The 25,518-nt window shown below is 59.1% G+C and carries 31 protein-coding genes; 21 read left to right on the forward strand and 10 right to left on the reverse strand.

The window, feature by feature from the left end; genetic code table 11:
- Positions 1–338: 338 nt before the first annotated feature.
- From FHS09_RS06135 to FHS09_RS06165, 7 genes are all read right to left on the reverse strand, one after another.
- A complete protein-coding gene (locus tag FHS09_RS06135; protein ID WP_183457838.1) occupies positions 339–599 on the reverse strand; it encodes a hypothetical protein in 261 nt (86 codons plus the stop codon).
- A gap of 88 nt (positions 600–687) precedes the next feature.
- The gene (locus FHS09_RS06140) at positions 688–1,407 is read right to left on the reverse strand and encodes a hypothetical protein (protein WP_183457840.1); all 720 of its coding nucleotides are present in this window, start codon (positions 1,405–1,407) and stop codon (positions 688–690) included.
- Between the two features lie 95 nt (positions 1,408–1,502).
- A complete protein-coding gene (locus FHS09_RS06145; RefSeq protein WP_221191832.1) occupies positions 1,503–1,916 on the reverse strand; it encodes a hypothetical protein in 414 nt (137 codons plus the stop codon).
- 484 nt (positions 1,917–2,400) lie between these two features.
- Complete coding sequence (locus FHS09_RS06150; RefSeq protein ID WP_183457843.1) at positions 2,401–2,694, reverse strand: hypothetical protein; 294 nt, start codon at positions 2,692–2,694, stop codon at positions 2,401–2,403.
- A gap of 107 nt (positions 2,695–2,801) precedes the next feature.
- On the reverse strand, positions 2,802–3,500 hold the full coding sequence (locus tag FHS09_RS06155; protein WP_183457845.1) for a hypothetical protein: 699 nt from the start codon (positions 3,498–3,500) through the stop codon (positions 2,802–2,804).
- A 167-nt stretch (positions 3,501–3,667) separates the two neighbouring features.
- Complete coding sequence (locus tag FHS09_RS06160; RefSeq protein WP_343057417.1) at positions 3,668–4,513, reverse strand: SPFH domain-containing protein; 846 nt, start codon at positions 4,511–4,513, stop codon at positions 3,668–3,670.
- A 169-nt stretch (positions 4,514–4,682) separates the two neighbouring features.
- Entirely contained in the window at positions 4,683–5,180 is a 498-nt protein-coding gene (locus FHS09_RS06165) for an NfeD family protein (RefSeq protein WP_246394621.1), read from the reverse strand.
- A 199-nt stretch (positions 5,181–5,379) separates the two neighbouring features.
- On the opposite strand from FHS09_RS06165, the gene ubiE reads away from it, so the two are divergent.
- The 11 genes from ubiE to FHS09_RS06220 all read left to right on the forward strand — a co-directional run bounded on the left by ubiE (position 5,380) and on the right by FHS09_RS06220 (position 13,611).
- A complete protein-coding gene (gene ubiE, locus FHS09_RS06170; protein WP_183457847.1) occupies positions 5,380–6,129 on the forward strand; it encodes a bifunctional demethylmenaquinone methyltransferase/2-methoxy-6-polyprenyl-1,4-benzoquinol methylase UbiE in 750 nt (249 codons plus the stop codon).
- Positions 6,129–6,755 (forward strand): ubiquinone biosynthesis accessory factor UbiJ, encoded by a 627-nt coding sequence (locus FHS09_RS06175; protein WP_246394623.1) that lies wholly within the window; start codon positions 6,129–6,131, stop codon positions 6,753–6,755. The genes ubiE and FHS09_RS06175 overlap by 1 nt, the downstream gene beginning before the upstream one ends.
- 2 nt (positions 6,756–6,757) lie before the next feature.
- Positions 6,758–8,368 (forward strand): ubiquinone biosynthesis regulatory protein kinase UbiB, encoded by a 1,611-nt coding sequence (gene ubiB / locus FHS09_RS06180; RefSeq protein WP_183457849.1) that lies wholly within the window; start codon positions 6,758–6,760, stop codon positions 8,366–8,368.
- A gap of 113 nt (positions 8,369–8,481) precedes the next feature.
- Positions 8,482–8,871 (forward strand): phosphoribosyl-AMP cyclohydrolase, encoded by a 390-nt coding sequence (gene hisI / locus FHS09_RS06185; RefSeq protein WP_246394630.1) that lies wholly within the window; start codon positions 8,482–8,484, stop codon positions 8,869–8,871.
- Positions 8,864–9,199 carry a phosphoribosyl-ATP diphosphatase gene (locus tag FHS09_RS06190; protein ID WP_183457853.1) on the forward strand — a complete coding sequence of 112 codons (336 nt, stop codon included), beginning with the start codon at positions 8,864–8,866 and terminating at the stop codon, positions 9,197–9,199. Before hisI ends, FHS09_RS06190 begins: the two co-directional genes overlap by 8 nt.
- Positions 9,200–9,245: 46 nt before the next feature.
- A complete protein-coding gene (tatA, locus tag FHS09_RS06195) occupies positions 9,246–9,506 on the forward strand; it encodes a Sec-independent protein translocase subunit TatA (RefSeq protein WP_183458276.1) in 261 nt (86 codons plus the stop codon).
- A 15-nt stretch (positions 9,507–9,521) separates the two neighbouring features.
- Positions 9,522–9,986, forward strand: coding sequence for a Sec-independent protein translocase protein TatB (gene tatB / locus FHS09_RS06200; RefSeq protein WP_183457855.1), 465 nt, complete (start codon positions 9,522–9,524; stop codon positions 9,984–9,986).
- Positions 9,983–10,717 carry a twin-arginine translocase subunit TatC gene (tatC, locus tag FHS09_RS06205; RefSeq protein WP_183457857.1) on the forward strand — a complete coding sequence of 245 codons (735 nt, stop codon included), beginning with the start codon at positions 9,983–9,985 and terminating at the stop codon, positions 10,715–10,717. Before tatB ends, tatC begins: the two co-directional genes overlap by 4 nt.
- A 163-nt stretch (positions 10,718–10,880) precedes the next feature.
- The gene (locus FHS09_RS06210; protein ID WP_183457859.1) at positions 10,881–12,212 is read left to right on the forward strand and encodes an AAA family ATPase; all 1,332 of its coding nucleotides are present in this window, start codon (positions 10,881–10,883) and stop codon (positions 12,210–12,212) included.
- 2 nt (positions 12,213–12,214) lie between these two features.
- The gene (locus tag FHS09_RS06215) at positions 12,215–12,685 is read left to right on the forward strand and encodes a hypothetical protein (RefSeq protein ID WP_183457861.1); all 471 of its coding nucleotides are present in this window, start codon (positions 12,215–12,217) and stop codon (positions 12,683–12,685) included.
- Complete coding sequence (locus FHS09_RS06220) at positions 12,673–13,611, forward strand: tetratricopeptide repeat protein (RefSeq protein ID WP_183457863.1); 939 nt, start codon at positions 12,673–12,675, stop codon at positions 13,609–13,611. Before FHS09_RS06215 ends, FHS09_RS06220 begins: the two co-directional genes overlap by 13 nt.
- Here FHS09_RS06220 and FHS09_RS06225 read toward each other — a convergent pair.
- Both FHS09_RS06225 and FHS09_RS06230 read right to left on the reverse strand, forming a co-directional pair.
- Positions 13,530–13,787: a DUF3149 domain-containing protein gene (locus FHS09_RS06225; RefSeq protein ID WP_183457865.1), complete on the reverse strand. Its 258-nt coding sequence runs from the start codon at positions 13,785–13,787 to the stop codon at positions 13,530–13,532. The two genes, FHS09_RS06220 and FHS09_RS06225, sit on opposite strands and share 82 nt — an antisense overlap.
- Before the next feature lie 252 nt (positions 13,788–14,039).
- Positions 14,040–14,270 (reverse strand): hypothetical protein, encoded by a 231-nt coding sequence (locus FHS09_RS06230; RefSeq protein ID WP_183457867.1) that lies wholly within the window; start codon positions 14,268–14,270, stop codon positions 14,040–14,042.
- Positions 14,271–14,310: 40 nt separating this feature from the next.
- Between FHS09_RS06230 and FHS09_RS06235 the strand changes: the two genes are divergently transcribed.
- Positions 14,311–15,480 (forward strand): aminopeptidase, encoded by a 1,170-nt coding sequence (locus FHS09_RS06235; RefSeq protein WP_343057418.1) that lies wholly within the window; start codon positions 14,311–14,313, stop codon positions 15,478–15,480.
- Here FHS09_RS06235 and dtd read toward each other — a convergent pair.
- Entirely contained in the window at positions 15,387–15,824 is a 438-nt protein-coding gene (gene dtd / locus FHS09_RS06240) for a D-aminoacyl-tRNA deacylase (RefSeq protein WP_183457871.1), read from the reverse strand. The genes FHS09_RS06235 and dtd overlap by 94 nt on opposite strands.
- An 88-nt stretch (positions 15,825–15,912) precedes the next feature.
- On the opposite strand from dtd, the gene FHS09_RS06245 reads away from it, so the two are divergent.
- The 9 genes from FHS09_RS06245 (at position 15,913) to FHS09_RS06285 (ending at position 25,517) form a co-directional block, all read left to right on the forward strand.
- On the forward strand, positions 15,913–18,018 hold the full coding sequence (locus FHS09_RS06245; protein ID WP_183457873.1) for a prolyl oligopeptidase family serine peptidase: 2,106 nt from the start codon (positions 15,913–15,915) through the stop codon (positions 18,016–18,018).
- Positions 18,019–18,216: 198 nt separating this feature from the next.
- On the forward strand, positions 18,217–19,206 hold the full coding sequence (locus FHS09_RS06250; protein ID WP_183457875.1) for an SDR family oxidoreductase: 990 nt from the start codon (positions 18,217–18,219) through the stop codon (positions 19,204–19,206).
- Positions 19,207–19,452: 246 nt separating this feature from the next.
- Positions 19,453–20,046: a DNA-3-methyladenine glycosylase I gene (locus FHS09_RS06255; RefSeq protein WP_183457877.1), complete on the forward strand. Its 594-nt coding sequence runs from the start codon at positions 19,453–19,455 to the stop codon at positions 20,044–20,046.
- 27 nt (positions 20,047–20,073) lie between these two features.
- Positions 20,074–20,895 (forward strand): mechanosensitive ion channel family protein, encoded by an 822-nt coding sequence (locus FHS09_RS06260; protein WP_183457879.1) that lies wholly within the window; start codon positions 20,074–20,076, stop codon positions 20,893–20,895.
- 126 nt (positions 20,896–21,021) lie between these two features.
- Positions 21,022–22,914 (forward strand): DUF885 domain-containing protein, encoded by a 1,893-nt coding sequence (locus FHS09_RS06265; protein WP_183457881.1) that lies wholly within the window; start codon positions 21,022–21,024, stop codon positions 22,912–22,914.
- A 339-nt stretch (positions 22,915–23,253) separates the two neighbouring features.
- Complete coding sequence (locus FHS09_RS06270) at positions 23,254–23,814, forward strand: zf-TFIIB domain-containing protein (RefSeq protein ID WP_183457883.1); 561 nt, start codon at positions 23,254–23,256, stop codon at positions 23,812–23,814.
- A gap of 63 nt (positions 23,815–23,877) precedes the next feature.
- The gene (locus FHS09_RS06275) at positions 23,878–24,384 is read left to right on the forward strand and encodes an arsinothricin resistance N-acetyltransferase ArsN1 family B (RefSeq protein WP_183457885.1); all 507 of its coding nucleotides are present in this window, start codon (positions 23,878–23,880) and stop codon (positions 24,382–24,384) included.
- 42 nt (positions 24,385–24,426) lie between these two features.
- Positions 24,427–24,702, forward strand: a complete 276-nt coding sequence (locus tag FHS09_RS06280; RefSeq protein ID WP_183457887.1) for a hypothetical protein — start codon at positions 24,427–24,429, stop codon at positions 24,700–24,702.
- Positions 24,703–24,713: 11 nt separating this feature from the next.
- Positions 24,714–25,517 (forward strand): phytanoyl-CoA dioxygenase family protein, encoded by an 804-nt coding sequence (locus FHS09_RS06285; RefSeq protein WP_183457889.1) that lies wholly within the window; start codon positions 24,714–24,716, stop codon positions 25,515–25,517.
- The last annotated feature ends 1 nt before the right edge of the window (position 25,518 follow it).

The following is a 25,518-nucleotide window of genomic DNA, read 5'->3' on the forward strand; positions in this document are numbered from 1 at the left end:
GGTGAATTCCAGTGACACTGATGGAGTCCGTGATCGAGCCTGTAAAACAAGGCGTTTCATGACTGAGATCCGATTAATTTATGCAACTACCGGGTAAAGCCCGAACCACTCTCTGAGCAGCATACTCTTCGGTGAATGAGCACTTTCCCCAACCTTGACCAATAAGGACAATGAACAAGCAGGTAACTAAAATTACTCCCTCTACTACGTATTTCATTTTGTTCCCGGTTTAGCCATAACGCTTTGCACAGCGGAAATTTGTGGAGTGGGTTTTTGTGTTATAGAGTAGCGGCAACACAAAAAAGCCATGGAACAAATTTTCCGACAGGTGCAATTTGTTAAGCATTGCCCGACTCAATAGCAAAAATAGCCTTTTGAATCTCAGCAACCATGCTTTTTGCTTGCTCAACATCTAGCTCAATTTCTGAATTGCTGGATATCTCATGCTCCGGAACTTCGGCTAGCTCGCTAGCAGATTCGAAGTTGCTGCTATCTGGTTGTACAGTCCAGACTTCAAGGTTGACGAACCCATCGTGGACTCCAGAGCCTACCTCTACAAAGCCTTGACGATACTTTATTCCAGAACATTTTATTTTCATGGACCCCTTCCTAGAATTGCTTACGCCCGCATAACGAGAAAATTTTAGCTGGCAGCTTTTTTGCTGCGCAGCGCGAAAAAGGTGACAGCTAAAATTTGTCCGTTGCATGCGTTTGGTAAGCATTTTTATCCAGCTTGTCGGAGTATTCCAGGTATAACCATCCAGTTAATATGGCAATACCACCTGCGTAGCCATAACCAGCATAACTATTAAGAAGAACATTTAATAACCAGTTTGCGTTTATATAGCTAAATGCTGAAAGCGCTGTGGCTATAGTAATTATTGCAGATAATGCCATTGCTCTATTGCCAAGTGAAGTAGCTTTAAAACAGACAAAGGCGGCTATTAACAGGGCGATAAAGTTCGTGCCAAGAAAAATACGAATATCAGTAATTAACCCTGAAAATGTTTTATTGAAATAAGATTTTAAGCCCTGCTTCCAGGAAAATATTTTTTCGAACAAGGCTGCTTTCAATGGATTATTTATTTCAAACTCGGGGGGGATTATGACAACATTTTCTGCGTCAATAGTTAAAGACTCAACGTATTTGTATGGATTGGTTTTGAACGTATCAATTTCCTCGCGTATCACGTCTATTTGATAATCTTTGAGGTACATGTTTGCAGCCCTAGAGTTGAGAACTTCTTCAGCGAGGTCAACTTTAGAAGAAGTACCTTTGACCACCTTTTCTGTTACTAATAATCGAGACTCTTCTTCAATTTTATCGACCACAAAAAAACTGACTACAAATGCAATAAAGAAAACCACCATAAATATGGCTTGCGTCGATAGAAGTACTTTTCTCATAGTTTGATGCTTCCTTTACTTAACGTTGCCATAACCGGCAGCCGGAGCGCAGCGTAGGCTGTCCGGCGCCGATAGGCGCGAAGTTCATGGCCTTGTTAATGGTTTTCCACCAGTGCATCACGCCACCCCTCCTCAAGGTACTCTGCATTTTGATTGAAGCTGCACCAACCTAAAACTGGACTTTCACCTTCCTCCAGGAAAAGCAGCCACTCCTGCTCTTCTTTAAGTTGCGGATCGCAGGAGGTTAGCCCTTGCTCCACATTCTCTAAAGAATCTGGTTTGGCGCCCTTAATCAATTCAGTTATATCCCACTTGAAAGTAGCATGCCCAAATTGGTTAGTGCCAGCCGCAGATAGCTTAGCAAGAACTACTATTTCAGATTCACCGTATCTCTCCGAAAGAGTGGGGAATTCACTGCACGAACACGCAAACACATTATTCGCAAATATCAATGAAAGGATGAGCGCTGCTTTCTTCATATCTTTGATGACCATTAACAGTTTATTCAAAAGCCTGGGGCTTTATATGTCCTTGGCTACTATTTGCCGACCCTTTCAAAATCAGGATCTTAAATTCTCTTAGAATTCAAGGGCTTACCCAGTGTCGATCAAATTGTGGCCGGAATTATAGAGCCTCGGTTCAAGTCGCCTGATTATACCGCTGGCAATTGAATACAAGTAACCTTTCGGAAAATCAATAAGTTACGTAATACCGTCCGTAAATAGGAGCCTATGGCTCTTTAATTCAGTGGTTGGCGGGGCCTGTACTGACGTTCGCCCCCATCTGTTTACTTTCTTCGCTTCGGCAGGGGCGACAACTATCTTGAAAAACGCCGAAGGGGTCAGATGAATATTTTGGCATTTTATACGTCCAAATAAATTTCATGCCATAAAGTTGATCTGGCCTAATATATTTCTCTCGTCCTCTCTCACTCGCCGTGATCCTCTCAGTTGTCCGGTGTGTCCGGCTCAGATCATTGTCGCTAGCGAGTTTTTATAGCCAGCCGATAGATCCGGTTTCTGGCTTATCATCAAAAAGTAAATCGTAAACCAGTGTTCCAGCTGTCATTAACGCCAGCAATATAATTATGTCTTTATCTCGAAAGTAATTATTTTTCTCTTTTCGATTTCTCTCTTCTATCAGCATCCTCTCGCGAGGGGTATTGCCAATATCATGAATATCCGTGGTGTGGTGTCCATCTCCACTTATTTTCCAGCTATCCCCTTGGGTTGCGCAGCCTGATATGGCGAGTGAAAGAAATGCTGACAAAATTACAGTTCTATTCATAATTTTTCTGATCTTGGATGACATCTATAGCTTTGTTTGCTGTACCTGGCTTCTAAAGAAGCTGCGCCCCTCTCAAGAACTGGCTTATTCATTGCCAGGTGTATTTCCTATTTCACTGATTCTTGTGCTTTTGCCAGGAGCCTTTCGCCCAGCTTTTCTAGTGCTTCAAGCCGTGCCTCCTCTTTGCCTGTGGTCCAATCTGTATACATATATGGGCGAACAGTTTTATGCTCACCATAACCTTCAGCTACCGTATAAAGATAGCCGTTATCTATGTCGAATAGTGATGCCTCATAAACTGAATATGAGTCTCTATGATGCGCAGGCACAAACCACATGCCCACAATTGTAAGATTTAAGATGCTTGCTGGATTAACATACTGGTCGGTTACGGTGCTGTCATTTAGGAAGAGAATAGCATCTGCCCTCAGGCGCGCACCCGCCAATCTAGACTCTTGTAAATAGCAACCACTATCAGAACGGTAGTTGCAGTTTGATCTTAAAGACTGGGGGACTATTTCCATAGATTTGACGAAACCGGTTTCTTTTAATTTTTCACCCCATTTTTCAATAATTTTTCTTTCTTCAACGCTTACCGATTTCCACCTGTGGGGAGGAATAACTGCGACTTTAATGGGTGGTTTTGCCTGTGGCCTAAGTTTTCTAATCTCTTCAACGGTATTTGCGTCAGAAAATTGATGTGTGGGTATTCCATCCACTCCGCTCTGTAGCGCCTCTGACATGTCGGTCGATGAGGCGCAGGATGCTAAAAAGATAACAAAATTAATTAATGCTATTTTTTTCATGTTGTACCTTGTTGTATTGATTTGCGACGCGCCCCCAACATTTGGGTTGTAGCTGTCACAATCATTTTCCTGGGTAATACGTCAGTTTGAGTGCCTGCACCAAGACGGTTTTGGGTTTGAAATTTTAGGCCTTCGGGCCCCCGGGCACGCCCCGATGCCTCAACAATCTACCTATTCAACAACCCCTTAACCGCCTGCGGCAAATCCGCCGGCAAAATCACATTCTTGGCATTGTCAGACCGAGCCAGCTCCGACAGCGCGCTAATATAGCGCTCGCCCAGCAGATACATCACCGGCATCTCCTTGTCGCCGATGGCGGAGGACACCCGTTCGATGGCCTCGCGGCTGGCATCCGCCAGCACTACCTGCGCTTTGGCGTCGCGCTTGGACGCTTCCAGGCGGCCGTCCGCTTCGAGGATCGCTGCCTGTTTCTCGCCCTCGGCGCGGGTTACGGTGGCGCGGCGCTGGCGTTCTGCGGCGGCCTGCTCCTCCATCGCTTTCTGCATGGTGGCGGAGGGGTTGATGTCCTGGATCTCTACGGTCTTCAGGTTGATGCCCCAGTCGGCGATATCGTCGGAGATGCCCTCTTTCAGTTTCGCCTTGATCAGGTCGCGGGACGACAGCGCTGCGTCGAGGGACATTTCGCCGACGATGGAGCGCAGCGCGGTCTGCACCAGGTTCTGGATCGCTATCGTGTAGTCCTCGACACCGTACACCGCTTTCTCCGGCGACACGATATTGATGTAGGCCACGGCGTTGGCAATGATGGTGGCGTTGTCCTGGGTGATCACTTCCTGGGAGGGGATATCCAGCACGATGTCCTTGGTGGTCACTTTGTAGGGCACTTGGTCCACGTAGGGAATGATCACGTTCATGCCCGGCGCCAGCGTCTTGTGGAATTTGCCCAGGCGCTGGACGATATGTTTGGAGCCCTGCGGGACTATGCGCACGCCCATGGCGATGGTGACGATGATGAGTACCACCAGCGCCAGGATTACCGATAAACCTTCCACTGCTATTTTTCCTCTCCAGAAGTAAATATAAAGAGTGCTGTAACTTGTCTCCTCTCCCCCGCTTGCGGGGGGCCCCTCTCCCTAACCCTCTCCCCGAGGGGAGAGGGGACTGTTTTGTGCCACGATAGAGCCCCAGTGAGGTCGGTAGTTACAAAGTGCTTGTAATAAATCAAACGCGGGCCACGATCAACGTATTGCCAGAGATATCGGTCACCCGCACCCGGTCTCCAATGGCCACCTCGTCGGTGCAGATAAACTGCCACTCGTCCTCGCCGAGAATCGGCGCGGGGAATTTGAGCCGGCCGCGGCTGCGGCCCGTGTTGGATTCGATTGCCAGTCCCACCTGTCCGGCCAGCGCTTCCGCGGCCATGCCGGAGGTGGTGCGGTCTTTCCACTGTGGGCGAATGAACTTTAACCAGCCGATCAGCAGCGCGATGGAAGCGCCGGCCCACAGCAACAGTTGCAGGGCGATCGGCATATCCACGACGATCAGCAGTGCGCCCATCAGCAGCGCGGCGAGGCCGAACCAGAAGAGAATGAACCCGGAAACGAAGATTTCCGCGGTGACCAGCAGCAGGCCGAGAACCAGCCAGTGCCAGTAGGCGATATGTGCGTTGAGCCAGTCCAGCATATTGGCCACGTCTCCCTTTTGAGCACTATTTGGCATTGATTATGCCAAAACTTAGGCATCTGGCGCGGAAAATTTCAGCTTCTGCCGCTGGCGGCCATCCGCCAGTATTTCGCGGGCGACGATGAAATAAGTGAGGACTCACTTATTTCATCGTGAGGTAAATAGCGAGCGGCGGTGCCGCGGCGGCCCGGCCAATGTACAATGTCGCCCCTGAATTCGGCTCGGCAGGTACAGCATGAAGGATCGCAAAACCACCCACTTCGGCTATCGGGAAGTCCCGGTGGAAGAGAAGGCCAGCCGCGTGGCGGAGGTTTTCCACTCGGTCGCGTCGCGCTACGACCTGATGAACGACCTGATGTCCGGCGGCGTCCACCGGCTGTGGAAGCGCTTCACCATCGAGCTTTCCGGCGCCCGCCCGGGTCAGACGATCCTGGATATTGCCGGCGGCACCGGCGACCTCACCGCGCGCTTCTCGCGTATCGTCGGCGCCGAGGGCCAGGTGGTGCTGGCGGATATCAACGAGTCCATGCTCAAGGTGGGCCGCGACCGGCTACTGGACCGCGGCATCGCCGGCAATGTGGTGCCGGTGCAGGCGGACGCCCAGTACCTGCCCTTCCCCGACAACACCTTCGATTGCATCACCATCGCCTTCGGTCTGCGCAACGTCACCGACAAGGACCTGGCGCTGCGCTCCATGCTGCGGGTGCTCAAGCCCGGCGGCCGCCTGCTGGTGCTGGAATTTTCCAAGCCGCAGTCCAAACTGCTGGAGAAGGTCTACGACCAGTACTCCTTCCGCCTGCTGCCCACCATGGGCCGCCTGATCGCCGGTGATGCGGAGAGCTACCGCTACCTGGCGGAGAGCATCCGCATGCACCCGGACCAGGAGGCCTTGCTGGGCATGATGCGCGAGGCCGGTTTTGTGGACTGCGAGTATCACAATATGACCGGCGGCATAGTCGCACTGCACAAAGGTCTCAAGCCCTGATGGACCCGACCCTGCGCGCGGGCTTCGAAGCCGCGCTGGAAACCGCCGTCAACACCGCGCTGAAATACGATCCCGGCACCCGTGTCCGGCTGGCAGAACTGAGCGGCGAGGTGCTGGCCCTGGAGCTGTCCGCGCCGCGCCTGAATCTCTTCCTGTGTATCGAGGATGAGTGGGTCGCCGTGCGCCACCAGTGGGAGGGGCAGGTCACCACCGAGCTCCGCGGTTCCGCAACCGCCTTCCTGCGGCTGCTGCGCGATACCGGTGTCACCCCCGCCAGCCTGGGAGTGACGGTTATCGGTTCCAGCACCTTTCTCGCCGAACTGCAGGAGATACTGCACGACCTGGACATCGACTGGGAGGAACCCCTGGCGCAACTGATCGGCGACGTGCCGGCGCACACCCTGGGCGAGGCCCTGCGCTCCGCCGGCCACTGGCTGCGCGGCCAGCTGCAAGTCGCGCCCGGGGCCGCCGCCGAGGCGGTGAGCGAGGAGTGGCGCCTCACCCCGCCCAAGGCGCAGTTCGACGCCTTCGCCGAGGACCTGTCGGAACTGGCGATGGCCACCGAGCGGTTGGAGGCCCGGGTACAGCTGCTGCGGGAAAAGTTCGCGCATCGGGGGGCGGAATAGCGGTGCCGGTTGCACGCAGTCTCACCATCGCGCGGGTCTTCCTGCGCTACCGCCTCGACGAGCTGTTGCCGGCGTCCCGCCGCCCGCTGTGGCTGCGGGTCCTGTGGGCGCCGCTGAAGATAATGCCGCGGTCGAAAATGGCCCGCGGCGAGCGCCTGCGCCGGGCGCTGGAGGAACTGGGGCCGATTTTCGTGAAGTTCGGCCAACTGCTCTCCACCCGCCCGGACCTGTTGCCGCAGGATATCGTCGAGGAGCTGGACCAGCTGCAGGACAATGTGCCGCCCTTCCCCGAGGACCAGTGCATCGCCCTGATCGAAAAGGCCCTGGGCGCCCCGGTGGATGAGCTGTTCGCCAGCTTCGAGCGCAAACCCCTGGCCTCCGCCTCGGTGGCCCAGGTGCACGCCGCTGTGCTGCCAAGTGGCGAGTCCGTGGTGGTGAAAGTGCTGCGCCCGGGTATCGACAAAATCATCCAGCAGGACCTGCGCCTGCTCGGCCTGCTCGCCCGCGGCATGGCGCGGTTCCTGCCCGAGGGCCGGCGCCTGCGCCCGGTGGAGGTGGTGGACGACTACCGATTCACCATCGAAGGGGAATTGGACCTGGTGCGCGAGGGGGCCAACGCCACCCAGCTCCGGCGCAACTTCGCCAAATCCCCCCTCCTCTATATCCCCGAAGTCTACTGGGACTACACCCGGGTGAATGTGCTGGTGCTGGAGCGCATCGACGGCATCCCGGTCACCGACGTGGCGCAGCTGCATGCACAGAACACCGATATGCGCCTGCTCGCCGAGCGCGGCGTGGAGATATTCTTCAAGCAGGTGTTCGAGCACAACTTCTTCCACGCGGACATGCATCCGGGCAATATCTTCGTGTCCCGCGAGCATCCGCAGAGGCCACAATATATCGCCGTGGACACCGCCATCGTCGGCAGCCTGACGCGGGAGGACCAGTACTACCTGGCGCGCAACCTGCTGGCCATGTTCCGCCGCGACTACCGCATGGTGGCCGAACTGCACGTGCAGAGCGGCTGGGTGCGGCGGGACACGCCGGTCAACGACTTCGAGGCGTCCATCCGCGCGGTGTGCGAGCCCATCTTCGAGAAGCCGCTGGGGGAGATCTCCTTCGCCCGGGTGCTGATCAGCCTGTTCCAGACCGCGCGCCGCTTCGATATGGAGGTGCAGCCGCAGCTGGTGCTGCTGCAGAAGACCCTGCTCAATATTGAGGGCCTGGGGCGGCAGCTTTATCCGCAACTGGATCTGTGGAAGACTGCCCATCCATTCCTGGAGCGCTGGATGCGGGATCGCCTTCACCCCAGGACTATCGTCGGCGAGATCCGGCGCTACGGCCCCGAGTGGCTGGAGAAGTTGCCGCAGCTGCCGCACCTGGCCTTCTCCGCTCTGGAACATGCCCGCGAGCTGGCGCCGCAGATACGCGGGGTGGGCGAGCAACTGGAACAGAGCCGCCGCCGCGGCCGCCGGCGCTACGCCCGGCGGGTGGCGGGGGTCATATTGGCGGCGGGCGCCCTGCTGCTGGCCGCCCCGGGCCTGCTCGCCCAACTGCCCACAGCCAGCTGGCTCCTGGGCGCCGCAGCCCTCGCGCTGCTGCTCTGGCCCTGAACTCCCCTCTCCCGCTTGCGGGAGAGGGGCCGGGGGAGAGGGAATGGGCCGCAGGCCCGCCCAACCTACAATATATGAAGGTCTACAGGACATTGAGTAACAAAGAGAGCCCCTTGAACGAAGCCGACTTCACCCAACAGGTCGCCTGGAACAGCGACGGCCTGGTCCCCGCCATAGCGCAGGACTTCAAGACCGGCCGCATACTGATGATGGCCTGGATGAACCGCGAGGCGCTGCGCCTTACCGCCAGTGAAGGGCGCGCCGTCTACTGGTCCCGCTCCCGCGGCAAACTGTGGCGCAAGGGCGAAACCTCCGGCCACGAACAGCAGGTGCATGAAATCCGCCTGGATTGCGATGCCGATGCCGTATTATTGCTGGTGGAACAGAAAGGCGGCATTGCCTGTCATACCGGGCGCGCCAGCTGCTTCTACCGGGTACTGCAGGGCGGCGAATGGCAGGTGAGCCAGCCGGTGATCAAGAGCCCGGAAAGCATCTATGAGTGACCTGTTGAAACAGCTGGACGCAGTGCTGGAAAGCCGCAAGCGCGAGAGCGATGCGGAGAACTCCTATGTGGCCAGCCTGCACCGCAAGGGCCTGAACAAGATCCTGGAAAAAGTCGGCGAGGAAGCCACCGAGGTCATCCTCGCCGCCAAGGATGCCGAGCGCGGCGGCGATAAAAAGGCGATGATCGCCGAAACCGCCGACCTCTGGTTCCATTCCCTGGTGATGCTCTCGCACCTGGGGGCGGACTCGCAGGATGTGCTAAACGAACTCGCGCGCCGCTTCGGCCTCTCGGGACTGGAAGAAAAAGCCTCGCGCACGAAAGATTAACCCTGTAGGAGCCTGCTTGCAGGCGAAACAAAACCTGGAGAAAATCATGGGATTCGGTGGAATAAGCATCTGGCAGCTGCTGATCATTCTGGTAATCGTACTGTTGCTGTTCGGCACCAAGCGCCTGCGCAACCTGGGCGGCGACCTGGGCGGCGCCCTCAAGGGCTTCCGCAAGGCAATGAAAGACGAGGACAAGGAAGAAGAGGAGGAAGAAAAAAAAGAGCCCGGGCGCCTGGAGGGCAAGGAATCGGAAAAGCCGCAGCACAAAGAGCAGGCGGAAAAAGACAAACAGTCCCAGGACAAATAACGCGAGCGCCCCTCCGTGTTTGATATCGGTTTCTTCGAACTGCTGCTGATAGCGGTTGTCGCCCTGCTGGTGATCGGCCCCGAGCGCCTGCCCGACGCCGTGCGCACCACCGCGCGCTGGTGGTCCGGCCTCAAGCGCACCCTGCACAACGCCCGCGAGGAGCTGGAGCGGGAAGTGGGTGCCGACGATATCCGCCGCGAACTGCACAACGAGCGCGTGATGCGCGAGCTGGAAGAGAGCCGCCGGGAAATGGAGCAGGCCCTCAGCGGAGAGGACGAGAAAGACGAGCGGAAACCCCGCTGGCGGCGGGACAAAGAGGAGGACTACCTGCCGGAACAGGACGAGGAAAACGAAGAAAACCTGGAAGACCCGGAATATCCCGAACACCTGCACGACCACGGCGACCCGGAGCTGAACCCGGATCACCCCGACCACCAGAAAAAAGAACAGTCCCCGAAGGATAAAGACGAGCGTTCATGAGCGAGCAGCCCCAGCCCTTTATCGACCACCTGATCGAACTGCGCGACCGACTGCTGCGGGTACTGTTGGTCGTGGTGGCCATTTTCGCGGCCATGGTGCCCTTCGCTGCGGAAATTTACGATTTCGTCGCCGAGCCGCTGCAGGCCCGCCTCGCCGATGGCACGGGCATGATCGCCACCGAGGTCACCTCCCCCTTCCTTACCCCGTTCAAGACCACCTTCGTGCTGGCTTTTTTCATCGCCGTTCCCTACGTGCTCTACCAGGCCTGGGCCTTTATCGCCCCGGGCTTGTACAAAAGCGAAAAGCGCGTGGCTGTCCCCATCCTGGTGAGCAGCATAGTGCTCTTCTACGCGGGGATGGCGTTTGCCTACTACGTGGTCTTCCCGATCATCTTCGACTTTTTTGTCGGTTCGGCGCACTCCGATATCACGGTGATGCCCGATATCCGCAGCTACCTGGACCTGGTACTGAAGCTTTTCTTCGCTTTCGGTTTCGCCTTCGAAATCCCCATCGCCACCGTACTGCTGATCTGGAGCGGCGCCGTGGACGCCCAGTCCCTGGCCCGCAAGCGCCCCTACGTGATCGTGGGTTGTTTCGTGTTCGGCATGCTGCTCACTCCCCCGGATGTGATCTCCCAATCCCTGCTGGCAGTGCCCATGTGGCTGCTGTTCGAGGTGGGCATTCTCTTCGGGCGCTGGATAACATCGGACAGCAAAAAAGAAAGCACCTGACAAAAATAGCGCTGACTGTAGGAGCGGGCCATGCCCGCGATCGTTATCAGCTACGTAGTGGAAACCGATCGTGGGCATGGCCCGCTCCTACCAGGGGGTTCCGCTTAACTTAGTGTCATTCGGCTTACAGCTAATTTCTAAAAATAAACAGGGTCGACGCCCAATGAACAACGGAATTATCCAATCCCTCAAAGCGGCGCTCGACGCCTCCCCGGAAAACACCGCGTTACGCCTGGCATTGATCAAGGCCCTCGCCAGTGCGGAGGATTACCGGGAAGCGGAACAGTTTATCGACGGCCTGGCTCCCGGCGATATCGAGGATGAGGACAGGATGCTGCTCGCCGATATCTGCTACAAAAGCGAACGGCACGAGCGGGGTATCTCCTTCCTGGATATGGACAACCCCCGGGCCTGCCTGCTGAAGGCGAAAATCCTCGCGGATCAGGGAGAGAGCGACGAGGCAATTCGCCTGTACCAATCCGCCGTGGAGGAAAACCCGGCGCTGGAGGACCAGGCGCTGAAGGCCCGGCTGGCGGCAAGGACCGTCGGGCAGGAAGGCAAGCCGAAACTCCGGGTGATCGCCAATGACGACACCGACAGGGAGGAGGTCACACGCATCCTGCACCCGGAAAGTGAAGTGGTGAAGTTCAAGGACGTCGGCGGCCTCGCCTATGTCAAAAAGCAGATCCACAAGAAAATCATTCTCCCCTACCAGAAACCGTCCCTGTTCAGCCGCTTCAAGAAAAAAGTCGGTGGCGGCATCCTGCTGTACGGCCCGCCCGGTTGCGGCAAAACCCTGCTGGCCAGGGCCACCGCTGGCGAGTGCAATGCCCAGTTCTTCAATGTGGCCATCTCGGACATACTCGATATGTATATCGGCGAATCCGAGAGCAAGCTGCACGCGGTTTTCGAACAGGCGCGGGCGCAGAGCCCCGCGGTGATTTTCTTCGACGAGGTGGAGGCACTGGCGGCGAAGCGGCAGCACACCCGTGAGGCCACCTCATCGAAACTGGTCAGCCAGTTTCTCGCCGAACTGGACGGCTTCTCCCAGAACAACAGCGGCGTGCTGGTGCTGGCGGCCACCAACGTGCCCTGGGCGCTGGACCCGGCTTTCCGTCGCCCGGGGCGTTTCGACCGCATCATTTTCGTTCCCCCGCCGGACCGCGAGGCGCGGCAGGATATCCTCGCCGGCCTGGTCAGCGAGCGCCCCGGTGGTGAATCGGTGGACGTGGCCGGCCTGGCAAAAATAACCAGCGGCTACTCCGGCGCCGACCTGGTCAATCTGGTCGAAACCGCGGTGGACGAGGCGATCGACGAATCCATCGAATCCGGGAAGGAGATGCCCATTCGCAGCGAGCACCTGTTCGAATCGGTGAAAACGGTCCGCCCCACCACCCTGGAGTGGCTGTCCACCGCACGGAACTATGCCAAGTACGCCAACGATTCCGGCCAGTACACCGAGGTGCTGGATTTCCTGAAAAAACACGGAAAATAACCATGGCATCCGCTTACCAGATTATCGACGAGCCGAAGCCCGGCCGCCTGTCCCGTTTCACTGTCGATCCCATGTGGCCACTGTTCGCGTTTATGTTCGGCGGGCCCTTTATCAGCTGGGCCTGGTCGCTGTTCAACAGTTTTGCACTGGGCAGCCCCAGCCGGAACCGGGAAATCATCGCTGTCTGCCTGGGCCTGCTCGGCTACTTTGCCGTGCTGACGGCAATGATGACCAGCGAAACGCTGCGGGACCTGGGGCCGGTTTATGTTCGCCTGGCGCTGGTGGTGGTAAGCCTGTTTGCCTGTTACTACATTTACCTGAAACAGAGTGCGGCCTGCGAGATCTATCAGTACTTTGACGGTGTGCTGATGAATGGTATTCCGGGAGTGATACTCGCCTATTTTGTCGGCTCGAAACTCGAGCAGATGGTAAGGACACAGGTTCTGACGGGGCTGCAGCAATGGATATCCTAGACGGACAGATACAGCGGCTGGTCGAGCGCGCCGGCCAGCAGTACCGCTACGGGGATTTTCGCGGTGGTATGGAATCCCTGCGCGAAGCCCTGAGCATAGATCCGCAGCAGTATTTTCCGCACAGCTTTCTCGCCGTTGGCCTGCTCAGCATGAAAAGACTGGTCGCGGCGGAACACGAAGCGCGCATCGGTGTGCAACTGGAGCCGGAGGCACATTTCGCCCACTTCGCCCTGGGCGAAGTGCTGCAGGCGCAGTTGAAGTTCAAGCAGGCATTGAAGCATCGGGAGCAGGCCCTGGCTCTCTCCCCCACCGACGCGGACTATCATCGCGCGGTCGCCGAAACCCTCGCGCTGATGGGCCGGGACAAGGCCGCGAAAACCTACCTGGACAAGGCCCTGCAACTGGACCCGGAGAGTGCCGATACCCTGGCCCAGTTGGGCGAGTGGCACCTGGGCAGGAATCAAAAACAGGAAGCCGCGCGATTTTTTGACGAGGCCCTGAACCTGGAACCCCAACACCGGGCGGCGCTGACCGGCAAGGGCAGGCTGCTGCTGTATCGCGGTAAAACCGACGAGGCCTACGACCACGCCATCTGGGTGTTGCAACAGGACGCCGACAACCACGCCGCGCTGCAATTACTGGCCTCGATCAAAACCCGCAGAAACCCGGTTTTCGGCCTGTGGTTCCGCATGAATGCCTGGCTCACTGCCGGTGGCAATCTACGCACGATTCTGTTGCTGATCGGCGCCTATGTGCTGTTCCAGCTGGCTTCCCAACTGCTGCAGGACCGCGGCCTTGCGGAAGCGGCGACCCTGCTGCGCTACACCTGGCTGGGGGTGGTGATCTACTCCTGGGTGGGCCCGGCCTGGTTCCGCTCGAAGCTGGAGGAGGAATTGAAGTCGGTGCGTTTGAAACCGGGCTTCTGATTCCGCTGCCGGGAGGGTTGCTCCCGGCATTCCACCAGGCACACGGACAGGCGCTCCTCCTCCATCTTGCGCAGCGTCAGGCGTATAAAGAAGCCCGCCATCAGGCATACGAAAGCGATAACCGCAAGGCTGAGCAGGCCGGAAAAACTGGTAAACAGATCGATCAACGCGTCCATCTCTGGCTCCCTTTTTGTCGCTGATTATGTACAAGTAGTGTAGGAGCCCGCCCGGCCGGAGCTTTGATCTGAATCAAGTCCGGCTCTTATTTCTCCTCTGGTAACTACTCCCTGTAGGAGCGGGCCATGCCCGCGATCGGGCTCTGTTCGCGGGCATATCGGATGGCCGCCCCGCCGCTCCTACAGGATGAGCAGTTACCTCCTCTGCACTATTTCCCTCGGGAACGACACAAAGTGACGAAGGGGGGAATCTCAAAAAATTCCGGCTATGCTGATAAAAACCAGAGCCGTGGCAGCGGTCGCAAAGGGTTCGGCTTCCTCCTGCCAGCGAGGCAGCAGAACCAGCAGCCCCAGGGGCGGCAGGAAAAATGCCAGTAGACCTGTAACCGTTCCCTGGCGGAAGCAAGCGCACAGCAGGCTCAGCCAGCTGATTGCGGCGAAAGTCAGCGCAAACATGGTGAGTATGGCGGCCATGGGCGCCATGCCGGAACCCTCAACAATAATCGATGGAACAGGTAATAGAGTGTATAGCAGCTGTTATCGGCGATTGCCCCGGGTACTAATCATTTGCTCATTACTGACGGCCGTTCTGTTAAGCGGCTGTGAAACGGCGCGATATTATACCCAGGCGGTCACCGGGCAGTGGCGCATCCTGGCCGCGCGCAAGCCGATCGAGAAGGTGGCCGCTGCGCCCGGCACCGGCGAAGAACTGCAGGAGCGGCTGCGCCTGGTGCAGGATATCCGCGCCTATGCGGGCGCCGAGTTGCAACTGCCGGTGGGAGAGGCCTACGGCTCCTATGTGAAGTTGGCGGAGGACTTCCCCGTGTGGAATGTGCTGGCGGCGCCGGAGTTTTCCCTCTCCCCCAAGCGCTGGTGCTATCCCTTTATCGGTTGCGCCAGTTACCGCGGCTATTTCCGCAAGGCCGATGCCGAGGCCAAGGCGAAGGCGCTGTTGGCGGAGGGTTATGATATCTATTTGGGCCCGGTGCCCGCCTACAGCACCCTGGGCTGGTTCGATGATCCGGTGCTCTCCAGTTTCGTCAACTGGCCACCGGACCGGCTCGCCGGGCTGCTGTTCCACGAGTTGGCGCACCGCCGGGTGTATATCTCCGGCGACACCACGTTCAACGAGAGCTTCGCCACCGCCGTGTCGGAACTGGCCCTGCCGGACTGGCGCCGCCGCCAGGGATTGAACGGCAGGACGGCGGACCGCCGCGCCCAGTCGATGGCGATCCGGCAGCTGATGATGGCCGCGCGCAAGCAGCTGGAGCCGATCTACAAATCCCCTCTTGCCGACGAGGAAAAACGTGCCCGCAAAGCGGAAGTGCTGGGGCGGCTGCGTTACTGCTACGACCGGATGTCGGCGGACTGGCCCAACGCCGAGCGCTACCGCGCCTATATCGAGAAGACCAACAACGCCACCCTGGCACTGGCGTCCGAGTACCAGTCCCTGGTCCCGGCGTTCGCGCAACTGTACCGGGAGTCCGGGGAGACCTGGCCGGCGTTCTACCAGGCAGTGGAACAGCTGGGGAAAGAGGACAAGAAAACCCGCGACCGGCGCCTGAAAGCGCTGGCGGCGCGCCATCAGGATTCCAGCGATCACGTCTCAAGTAAAAAGGTAACCGGCCCGTCATTCGACAGCGAGACCTGCATGTCCGCGGCGAATATCCCGGTCTCCACTGGCGAGAACTGAGCGCGGGCGCGCCCGACGAAATAATCGTACAGTTCCTCCGCCTGCGCCGGCGAGGCACCGCGGCTGAAGCTGGGGCGCAGGCCCCGGGCGGTGTCGGCCACCAGGGTAAACTGGCTGACGATCAGCAGGCCGCCGCCGGCCTGCTGCACATTCAGGTTCATGCGCCCCTGCTCGTCGCCGAACACCCGGTAGTGCAGCACCTTGTGCAGCAGCTTGTCCGCGCTCTCGCGGTCATCCCGCGCCTCCACGCCCAGCAGCAGCAACAGGCCGCGATCAATGGAGCCGACAGACTCACCGTTCACGTCCACCCGCGCGTGGCTCACGCGCTGAATCAATCCCCTCACCGCAAACGTCCCCCTGTTTCTGGAACCGGTATGAAAAATGCCATAGATTAGCCAACTGTTCGATGACGAGAAACCAGAAACACACGGTATGAAGAAACAGCTTCTGATCCTGGCCGCCAGCGCGCTGGCCACCGCCGCCACCCTGGCCGCGGACTATCCCGTTACCCCCAAGTTGGAAAAGCGGGACAACTATTTCGGTACCCAGGTGGCCGATCCCTATCGTTGGCTGGAAGAGGGGACCTCCAGTGCAGTGAAAGCGTGGGTGGCCGCGCAGAATGATATTTCGCTGCCGCGCCTGAAGAAACTTCCCGGCTGGAACAAGCTGAACGAGCGCCTGGGGGAACTCTGGCAATACGAGCGCTACAAAGTGCCGTTCAAAAAGGCCGGCAAATACTACTACGAGTACAACGACGGCAGTTGGGATCAAAACGTCTTCTACCGCAGCGACAGCCTGAAAAAAGACGGTACGGTAATGCTGGACCCGCGCAAGCTGAGCGAGGATGGCACCGTCGCCGCCAAGCGCTACCGGGTCAGCCCGAAGGGCCGCTACCTGGCCTACGGCACCTCCGACGGCGGCACCGACTGGACCGACTACCACGTGCGCGACCTGAAGACCGGCCGGGACCTGAAAGACACTCTCACCGGTATCAAGTTCAGCGGTATCAGCTGGGCCGAGGACGAGTCCGGCTTCTACTACAGCCGCTATCCGTTCAACGAAGACGGCAGCGCCGACGACAGCAAGCAGGTCTCGGTCTATTTCCACAAACTGGGCCAGCCCAAGAGCCGCGACCGGCTGATCTATAAAATCACCGACCACCCCACCCGCAACCCGGATGCGGAACTGAGCCACGACGGCAACTACCTGGTGTTCAGCATCTTCGACGGCTATGACTCCAACGGCATCTACTACAAGGACCTGCGCAAGAAAGACGGCGAGGTGGTCAGGCTGCTGGACGACTGGGACGGCCTCTACACCTATCTCGGCAACAGCGGCGAGAATTTCTATTTCCAGACCACCGCCGGCGCGCCCCTGGGCCGGGTGATTGCCATCGACCTGGACAAACCCCAGCGCAAACACTGGCGCGACCTGGTGCCAGAGCGGGAAAATGCCCTGCAGGAGGCGTCGCTGATCGGCGGGCGCTTTGTGCTGCACTACCTGCAGGACGCCAAGTCGAAAGTGGTGGTCACCGATACCGACGGCAAACAGCAGTACGAACTGAAATTGCCGGGCCTGGGTTCGGTATCCGGCTTCTACGGCGAGCCGGACGAGACGGAGACCTTCTACTCCTTCAGCAGCTTTATCACCCCGCCGAGCATCTACCGGTTGAATGTGCAGACCGGGAAGAGCGAGCTGTTCAAGGCCCCGGAATATCCGGCGGATTTCGCCGACCTCACCGTCAGCCAGCACTTCTACAAAAGCAAAGACGGCACCAGGATTCCGCTGTTCCTGGTGCACAAAAAAGGCCTGAAAAAAGACGGCAAAAATCCCACCCTGCTGTACGGCTACGGCGGCTTCAACGCGGCCATAGTGCCCGCCTTTTACACCCGCTTTGCCGGCTGGCTGGATATGGGCGGCACCCTGGCGGTGGCCAACCTGCGCGGCGGCAGCGAGTACGGCGAGGCCTGGCACCAGGCGGGCACCAAGGGCCAAAAGCAGAATGTGTTCGACGATTTCATTAGCGCCGCCGAGTGGCTGATCGCGGAGAAAATCACCTCGTCGGAAAAACTCGCGATCAGCGGCCGTTCCAACGGCGGCCTGCTGGTGGGCGCCACCATCACCCAGCGCCCGGACCTCTTCGCCGCCGCGCTGCCCGCGGTGGGCGTATTGGATATGCTGCGCTATCACACCGCCTCCGCCAACGCACGCCAGTGGTCCAGCGATTACGGCCTGAGTGAAAACAAGGAGGAGTTCGAGGCTCTCTACGCCTACTCGCCGGTGCACAACACCGAAAAGGGCAAGTGCTACCCGCCCACCCTGATCACCACCGCGGACCGGGACGACCGCGTCGTCCCCTGGCACAGCTACAAATTTGCCGCCGTGCTGCAGCGCGACCAGGGCTGCGACAATCCCATCTGGCTGGCCGTGGAAACCCGCGCGGGCCACGGCGCCGGCAAGCCGGTATGGATGCAGGTGGAAGACATCACCAACCAGTGGAGCTTCCTGGCCTACCACCTGGGCATGGAGCTGGAATAACCCCGGGACTCGGATTCCTGGGACCGCGGAGCTGTCTATTGAGCGCTGAAGGCTCCAGCTCCGCAAGCGGGCCGCAGGCCCGCCTCCTTGTAGGAGCGGCCGTTGGCCGCGATCGGACTTGAACAATACTCACCATCGATCGCGGCCAACGGCCGCTCCTACAAAAACCCGATTCCAATAAAAATAACGGAAAAAACCATGCGCGCATTCGTCACCGGCGGCACCGGCTTCCTCGGTGCCAACCTGATCGAACAGCTGCTCGCCGACGGCTGGCAGGTAATCGCCATGCACCGCCACGGTTCCGACACGAAGCGGCTGCAACAACAGGGCGTGGAACTGGTGGAGGCCTCGCTCGCGGATGTCGATTCCCTGCGCAACGCCATGCCGGAAAACCTCGATGCGGTATTCCACCTGGCCGCCAATACCAATTTATGGCGCGGCGGCAATGCGCAGCAGTGGCGGGACAACGTGGAGGGATCGGCCAATATCGCCCGCGTGGCGCGGGAGAAAAATGCCGGCCGCCTGATCGCCACCAGCTCCATCGCCGTCTACGGCTACCAGAGCGGGCGCATCGACGAGCGGAGCCCCAAGTTGGCGGACGATCCGCGCCACGGTTACCTGTACACCAAGAAACGCGCCGAAGAAGCGGTGCGCGCGGAAATCGAACGGGGGCTGGACGCGGTATTCCTGAACCCCTGCGCCATCGTCGGCAAGTACGACACCACCAGTTGGGCGCAGACCTTTTTCCTGATGGAAAAAGACCAGCTGCCCGGTGTGCCCCCGGGTAAGGGCTCTTTCTGTTATGCGGGCTCGGTCGCGCGGGCGCATATCGACGCCTTCTACAAAGGCCGCTGCGGGGAAAACTATATCCTCGCCGGCCGGGACGCCAGCTTTTTGGAATTCTTCGGCAGGATCGCCGCGCTGCTGGGCAAGCCGGCACCGAAGCGGGCCATGCCGGCGTTCGTAATTCATACCCTGGGGTGGCTCTCCGACCTCTGGTCGATCGCCAGCGGGCGCGAACCGCTGATCACCCCGGAAAAGGCCGCGATGGTAACCAGGCGCGTTGTAGCCAGCAGTGATAAGGCGGTACGCGAACTGGGCTACCAAACCGACACCGACCTGGATACCATGCTGCGGGAGTGTTACGACTGGCTGGTGGAACAAAAACTGTTAAAGGCGTCGGCATGAATCGCGGAAATATCGTTTTTATCCTGGTAACGGTGCTGCTGGTACTGCAACTGATCCAGCACTACTTCCTCTCCGGCCCGCAGTAGCCTTTGTAGGAGCGGCGACCGCCAGGGATGGCGGAATGCCGCCCAGCGGAAATGCAGATTTTGCAGGAGCAAAAATCTGTCCATGGCCGCGATCAGACTTGCTTCGTAGCGTATACCTATCGCGGCCATGGGCCGCTCCTACAGGGAGTAAATAAAATTTATGACGGAAAAACGCTGCAGCTGGTGCCTCTCCACCCCACTCTACCAGCAATACCATGACGAGGAATGGGGACGCCCGGTCACCGACGACGGAACCCTGTTCGAATTCCTGCTTCTCGAGGGCGCCCAGGCCGGACTCGCCTGGATCACCGTGCTCAACAAGCGGGAAAATTACCGCAAGGCTTTCGATAATTTCGACCCGGAGAAAATCGCCCGCTACACGCCGAAGAAAATCGAGCGGCTGCTGCAGAACCCCGGCATTATCCGCAACCGTCTGAAGGTGGAAGCGGCGGTGAAAAATGCCCGCGCCACCCTGGCCCTGCGCGATGCCGGCAGCAGCCTGTCGGAATTCCTGTGGCAGTTTACCGATGGCCGGGTAAAGGTGAACCGTCGCCGCAGCATCAAACAGGTACCCGCCACCACTTCAGAGTCCGACGCTATGAGCAAGGGGCTGAAAAAGGCCGGCTTCAGTTTCGTCGGCTCCACTATCATGTACGCACATATGCAGGCCACTGGCATGGTCAACGATCACCTGGTGAGCTGCCCGGCACATCAGCTATGTGTAGACGAGGCCGCGGCAAAAAATCTGTTATAAACCTGCGAAATAGACGGGGGAACCGGAATGGATTGGAACGCACTGCTGGAGGAATACTGGCCTCTGGTCAGTATCATAGCGTTGAAAATCATATGGGCTCTGCTCGCCCTGGTGGCCACCGTACTGGCCGCCGGACTGGCGCGCCGAGCGGTGCGGCGGCTTTCCCGCCACCTGGACGCCACCTTGATCCCGGTGCTCAGCAATATCGCCGTGTGGGCGGTGTACATCGTCGGCCTGCTGGTGGTGTTGGATATCTTCGGGGCCAACACCACCAGCCTGATCGCCCTGCTCGGCGCCGCTGGCCTGGCGGTGGGCCTGGCCCTCAAGGACACCCTGCAGAATATCGCCGCCGGTTTTATCATTCTGGGCCTGCGCCCCTTCCGCGTGGGGGACACTATCCAGTTCGGGGGCACCCTGGGCACGGTGCGCGAAGTGGGCCTGTTCACCACCGAGCTGGACACGGTGGACGGCCTGTATGTCTCGGCTCCCAACAACGTTATCTGGGGCCAGACTCTTACCAACTTCAGCCGCAACTCCACCCGCCGTATGGAAATCGTGACGGGCATCGCCTACGGCGACAGTATCGAAACCGGCATCAATGTGCTGCGCCGGCTGGTGGAGGCGGAGCCGCGCATCCTCTCCGATCCGGAACCCACCTACGCGGTGAAGGCGCTGGCGGACAGCGCGGTCAACCTGCAGCTGCGCGCCTGGGCCTACACCGGCGACTATTGGGACGTCTACTGGTCTCTGATGGAAAAGCTCAAACCGGCGCTGGAGGCCGAGGGCCTGAGTATCCCCTTCCCCCAACGTGAACTGCGTATCATCGGCGGCTCCGGGCAACTCCAATAGCCGTCCATTTCCGTCGGCTCGGCGCAACCGCGCCGGGCCCCGGGCCCCGGGCAATCGACTCTCCTGCCGTTTCGTGTCAAAGTACCGCGGTTTTCACTGTGTGCAAAAAATAACCGAGGCAAGACGATGCGAATCACGCAAACCAGCCCCCTGATCCCCACACTGTTGGCCCTCGCCATCCTCGGCGGATGCCAGCGCGAGGAGAGCACCCAGGCCGATATCAGTGCCCAGTCGGCGCAGGACGCCGCTACGGAAACCACCGCCGCCATCGACCCCGCTGCGGAGACGGCGCGCCTGACCGAGTGGCTCGACGAGCGCTATGAGGAGCAGCTGCAGTTCAGCCCCACCCAGCTCAGCTACCTGGGCCGCAAGGAGCTGTACGACCAGATCGACGATATGAGCGAGGCCGCCGAGGCGCGCAAGCTGGCCTGGCAGGCGAAGTCCGTCAAAGAGCTGAAGAAGAACTTCGACTACGGGAAACTGAGCCCGGAGGGCAAAACCTCTTACGATATCTGGGTCTACCAGTACGAACAGGCCAAGGCCGCCGAGCCGTTCAAGCGCCACGGCTATATCTTCGAGCAGATGGGCGGCGCCCAGTCGCAACTGCCCAACTTCCTGCTCAACTTCCACAAGGTGGACAATGCCTCCGACATGGAAGCCTATATCGCCCGTATCGGCGGCATCTCCCGCGCCGTCGGCCAGTTGCTGGAGCGCGCCAAGTTGAGTGCCAAAGAGGGTATCCGCCCGCCCCGTTTCGCCTACGAGGGCGCCATCGACCAGTCCACCAAACTGATCGCCGGCGCGCCCTTCAATGACGGCGAAGACGCACCCCTGTGGGCCGGCGCCAAGGAGCAGATCGCCGCGCTACTGGAAGCCGGCGAGATAGACCAGAAGCAGGCCGACGCCTTGACCGCAGAAGCACGCAAGGCCCTGGAAACCCAATTCCTGCCCGCCTACCAGGAGCTGATCGGCTGGCTGGAGGCGGATATGCAGAAGGCTTCCGAGGAGCCCCAGGGCGCCAGCAGCCTGCCCGACGGCGAGGCCTACTACAACCAGATGCTGGCCAAGACCACCACCACCGAACTGACCGCCGACGAGATCCACCAGATCGGTCTGGAGGAAGTGGCGCGCATTCGCGGCGAGATGGAAACCATTAAAAAGCAGGTGGAGTTCGAGGGCAGCCTGCAGGACTTCTTTGCCTTCATCCGTGAAGACGACCAGTTCTACTACCCGAATACCGAAGAGGGCCGCCAGGGCTACCTGAAGGACTCCGAGGCCTTCCTCAACAACATCGGCAAGAAGCTGCCGGACTACTTCGGCCTGCTGCCCAAGGCGGACTTGATCGTCAAGCGCGTGGAAGCCTTCCGCGAGCAGCCCGGCGGTGCCCAGCACTACTACCCCGGCACCCCGGACGGCTCGCGCCCCGGTATTTACTACGCGCACCTGGCCGACATGAGCGCTTACTCCACCACCGATATGGAGACCGTCGCCTACCACGAGGGCAACCCCGGCCACCATATGCAGATCTCCATCGCCCAGGAACTGGAGGGCATTCCGCAATTCCGCACCCAGGCCCACTTCACCGTCTACGTGGAAGGCTGGGCGCTCTACGCGGAGAAACTCTCGAAGGAAATGGGTGCGTTCGAAAACCCCTACAACCTCTTCGGCCACCTGACCGCGGAAATGTGGCGGGCCATCCGCCTGGTAGTGGACACCGGCCTGCACGCCAAGGGCTGGACCGAGGAACAGGCGGTGCAATACTTCCTGGAAAACTCCGCCATCCCGGAAACCGCCGTGCGCTCCGAAGTGCGCCGCTACCTGGTATGGCCCAGCCAGGCCACCGCCTACAAGATCGGCATGCTGAAAATCATGGAACTGCGCAAGCAGGCCGAGGAACAGCTGGGCGATAAGTTCGATATCCGCGGTTTCCACGACACCGTTCTCGGCGGCGGCGCATTGCCGGTGCCGGTTCTGGAAAGCCGGGTAGCCCGTTGGGTGGACGAGGTCAAGCAGGCTTAACCAGCCACCTCTTTTGCTCCCCTCTCCCGCTTGCGGGAGAGGGGCCGGGGGAGAGGGAAACCACTTTTATCCACACCCATACCGCCCACGGTTTCCGCTGTGGTTCACTCCCTTCCACTATTATCTGCTGCCACAATAAACAGCGCTTAATTCGCACCTATCTCCTGCCGATAGAGTTTCTGTTCCTATGTGATATCGTACTCACTCTCGTCAAGTGGCGATGCAAATTCCCAACCAGCTGTTCAGCGCAGTCGTTGGTATCGCGTCGATCGCCCCCGCTGAGGGCCGCAGAAATCCCCAGCGGTAAGGTACGGTTATATTGAGTGAAGGAATTCGAAAATGCGCAAATGTACAAGCTGTAACAATGGCGTGCTGAAGCCTCATTTCCTGGATGAGCTGTTCCGTGCCCATACCTGCTCCGCCTGCGGCGGCAACTGGATTTTGATTGAGGATTATGTGGCCTGGAAGGAACACAACCCGGAGCACACCTTTCCCAGTGACCTGGATTTCGCGCAGGTGGATGCGACTGAGTCCAGGAAGGCGCTGCTTTGTCCGGTTTCCGGTGCAATCATGCAGAAGTTCCGCATCTCCTCCCGCAGCGACCGCCGCGTAGACTACAGCCCCGCCGTCGGAGGCCTGTGGCTGGACAAGGGTGAGTGGGAACTGCTGAAAAGCGAAGGCCTGGCCGGCTCCCTCAACGCCGTAGTCACGCACCAGTGGCAGCACAAGGTGCGGCAGGAGAGCGCCCGCGAGACCTTCTCGGAAATCTACCGGCAGAAGTTCGGAGAAGAGGTCTACGAAGAAATCAGGGACTTGCGTGCCTGGCTACAGGCACAGCCGCAAAAGGCCGACCTGCGCGCCTATCTACTGGCGGAAGACCCCTACTCCGCCGAAAAATAGCCCGGTTTCCGGGAAAGTCTTTCACGCACGATTCGTAGAGTTGCCATAAATTCCGGTGCTGTTATGGGCGAGATTAATATCAGGCAGGTTGTCAAATCCGATGTGCCGACAATCTGCTCAATCTACAACCACTATGTGCTGAACTCGATCATCACCTTCGAAGAATCGGAAGTCTCTGTCCCGGAAATGGAAGAGCGTATTTCTGAGATTGCGCATTCCGGCCTTCCCTGGCTGGTGGCAGAACATTCCGGGGAGCTTCTAGGTTACGCCTACGCCTCAAAGTGGAAGGGGCGGTGTGCCTACCGCTTCTCGGTGGAGAGTACGGTTTACCTTGCCCAGGGAGCCGGGGGGAAAGGCCTCGGAAGCCTGCTGTATCAAGCGCTGCTCGATGCACTGGCAGAAAAGGGATTACATTCTGTTATCGGTGGGGTCGCTCTGCCAAACCCGGCGAGCGTGGCCCTGCACGAGAAGCTCGGCATGGAGAAAATTGCCCACTTCAGGGAGGTTGGATACAAGTTCGGCCAGTGGATTGATGTGGGATATTGGCAGAAAATCCTGGACCATAGCTGACGATTTTTTGCAGGGCGAAATGACCACAGAGTTGCGGCCTATGTGATCTTATCGATAGTGGGAGCCATTGCCGGGTGGATTCCTGCGAGTGCCCCTGAATATGCAATTCTGGATTTTGTCGGCTTGATAACCTTCCCTGTGACGATCTGGATATTATATAAGGCGCAGACGGCAATAAATATTGCCTGTGATGATCCAGAGGGCGAAAGCAACGCACAATTGGCTACGGCCAACTACCTGTGGATAGCCATCGGTTTGGCGTTTTGGGCACTTGTCGGATTTGGCCTCTATGAAGCTTTTGTAGGAACCCCGTCATAGAGTTTTTTCCTATGGCCAGATCGGACAGTCTGATTCCAGCTCCCGAAGATATTGACCACTACCGTATCTTCGGCTTCCTGATAATCCGCAGCGCATTCGACCCGCGCCCGCTGGCGGAGGAAGTCGACCGGGTGATGGGCGATGGGCTGGTGCCGCCCCTGGATATCTCCGGCGGGGAGGGATTCCGCTATGTGCCGATGATGACCGCGGAGACGCCGGTGAGCCTGTCGCTGCTCGACCGCCTCGAGCCGTTGGCGGCGGAGCTGCTCGGCGGGGCGGTGCTGCCCACGCGGGCCAAGGGCGTACTCTACAGCGGCGACACGCCCTGGCACGGGGATTCCGATGTGCCGCTGGCGAGTCTCGGTATTGCGGCCTACCTGGAACCCGTTAAAGCGAACACCGGCGCCCTGCGGGTACTGCCCGGTTCCCACCGGCCGGAATTTGCCCGCGCCCTCGCGCCGATGAGCGGGGCGGCGGCGGAGTCTCTGCCGGGACATATTCTGGAGACGGAACCCGGCGACCTGATCCTGTTCGACGAACACCTCTTCCACGGCAGCTGCGGCGGCGATCTGCGCCGGCAGTGGCGGCTCGATTTCCTCCTCGATCCCGCCACTGCCGAGGCGGAGCGTCACACCCGCGCCTATTTCGCAGACATCTATCCCTCGGACTGGAACGGCGGCTACGACGTGGACCACTACCCCAGCTACGGCCCGGATTGGCGCCGCTCGGGACGCAGGGCCGCGCAGCGGTTGGAAGAACTGGGTGTCTACCGGCTGGCGGATGCGCAGGAGGCCTATAGCCGCTCCAGGCAGTGAG

The organism is Microbulbifer rhizosphaerae (genome assembly GCF_014191725.1).
GTDB lineage: Bacteria > Pseudomonadota > Gammaproteobacteria > Pseudomonadales > Cellvibrionaceae > Microbulbifer > Microbulbifer rhizosphaerae.

Bases quoted from the DNA above. Each gene is read 5' to 3' on its own strand.
- FHS09_RS06135 (WP_183457838.1), bottom strand. From the start codon at position 599: ATGAAAATAAAATGTTCTGGAATAAAGTATCGTCAAGGCTTTGTAGAG.
- FHS09_RS06260 (WP_183457879.1), top strand. From the start codon at position 20,074: ATGGATTGGAACGCACTGCTGGAGGAATACTGGCCTCTGGTCAGTATC.
- ubiE (WP_183457847.1), top strand. From the start codon at position 5,380: ATGAAGGATCGCAAAACCACCCACTTCGGCTATCGGGAAGTCCCGGTG.
- FHS09_RS06270 (WP_183457883.1), top strand. From the start codon at position 23,254: ATGCGCAAATGTACAAGCTGTAACAATGGCGTGCTGAAGCCTCATTTC.
- FHS09_RS06165 (WP_246394621.1), bottom strand. From the start codon at position 5,180: ATGCCAAATAGTGCTCAAAAGGGAGACGTGGCCAATATGCTGGACTGG.
- FHS09_RS06285 (WP_183457889.1), top strand. From the start codon at position 24,714: ATGGCCAGATCGGACAGTCTGATTCCAGCTCCCGAAGATATTGACCAC.
- tatA (WP_183458276.1), top strand. From the start codon at position 9,246: ATGGGATTCGGTGGAATAAGCATCTGGCAGCTGCTGATCATTCTGGTA.
- FHS09_RS06215 (WP_183457861.1), top strand. From the start codon at position 12,215: ATGGCATCCGCTTACCAGATTATCGACGAGCCGAAGCCCGGCCGCCTG.
- FHS09_RS06140 (WP_183457840.1), bottom strand. From the start codon at position 1,407: ATGAGAAAAGTACTTCTATCGACGCAAGCCATATTTATGGTGGTTTTC.
- FHS09_RS06275 (WP_183457885.1), top strand. From the start codon at position 23,878: ATGGGCGAGATTAATATCAGGCAGGTTGTCAAATCCGATGTGCCGACA.
- FHS09_RS06245 (WP_183457873.1), top strand. From the start codon at position 15,913: ATGAAGAAACAGCTTCTGATCCTGGCCGCCAGCGCGCTGGCCACCGCC.
- FHS09_RS06250 (WP_183457875.1), top strand. From the start codon at position 18,217: ATGCGCGCATTCGTCACCGGCGGCACCGGCTTCCTCGGTGCCAACCTG.
- tatC (WP_183457857.1), top strand. From the start codon at position 9,983: ATGAGCGAGCAGCCCCAGCCCTTTATCGACCACCTGATCGAACTGCGC.
- FHS09_RS06265 (WP_183457881.1), top strand. From the start codon at position 21,022: ATGCGAATCACGCAAACCAGCCCCCTGATCCCCACACTGTTGGCCCTC.
- FHS09_RS06230 (WP_183457867.1), bottom strand. From the start codon at position 14,270: ATGGCGCCCATGGCCGCCATACTCACCATGTTTGCGCTGACTTTCGCC.
- FHS09_RS06225 (WP_183457865.1), bottom strand. From the start codon at position 13,787: ATGGACGCGTTGATCGATCTGTTTACCAGTTTTTCCGGCCTGCTCAGC.
- FHS09_RS06220 (WP_183457863.1), top strand. From the start codon at position 12,673: ATGGATATCCTAGACGGACAGATACAGCGGCTGGTCGAGCGCGCCGGC.
- FHS09_RS06150 (WP_183457843.1), bottom strand. From the start codon at position 2,694: ATGAATAGAACTGTAATTTTGTCAGCATTTCTTTCACTCGCCATATCA.
- FHS09_RS06190 (WP_183457853.1), top strand. From the start codon at position 8,864: ATGAGTGACCTGTTGAAACAGCTGGACGCAGTGCTGGAAAGCCGCAAG.
- FHS09_RS06175 (WP_246394623.1), top strand. From the start codon at position 6,129: ATGGACCCGACCCTGCGCGCGGGCTTCGAAGCCGCGCTGGAAACCGCC.
- FHS09_RS06155 (WP_183457845.1), bottom strand. From the start codon at position 3,500: ATGAAAAAAATAGCATTAATTAATTTTGTTATCTTTTTAGCATCCTGC.
- FHS09_RS06210 (WP_183457859.1), top strand. From the start codon at position 10,881: ATGAACAACGGAATTATCCAATCCCTCAAAGCGGCGCTCGACGCCTCC.
- FHS09_RS06255 (WP_183457877.1), top strand. From the start codon at position 19,453: ATGACGGAAAAACGCTGCAGCTGGTGCCTCTCCACCCCACTCTACCAG.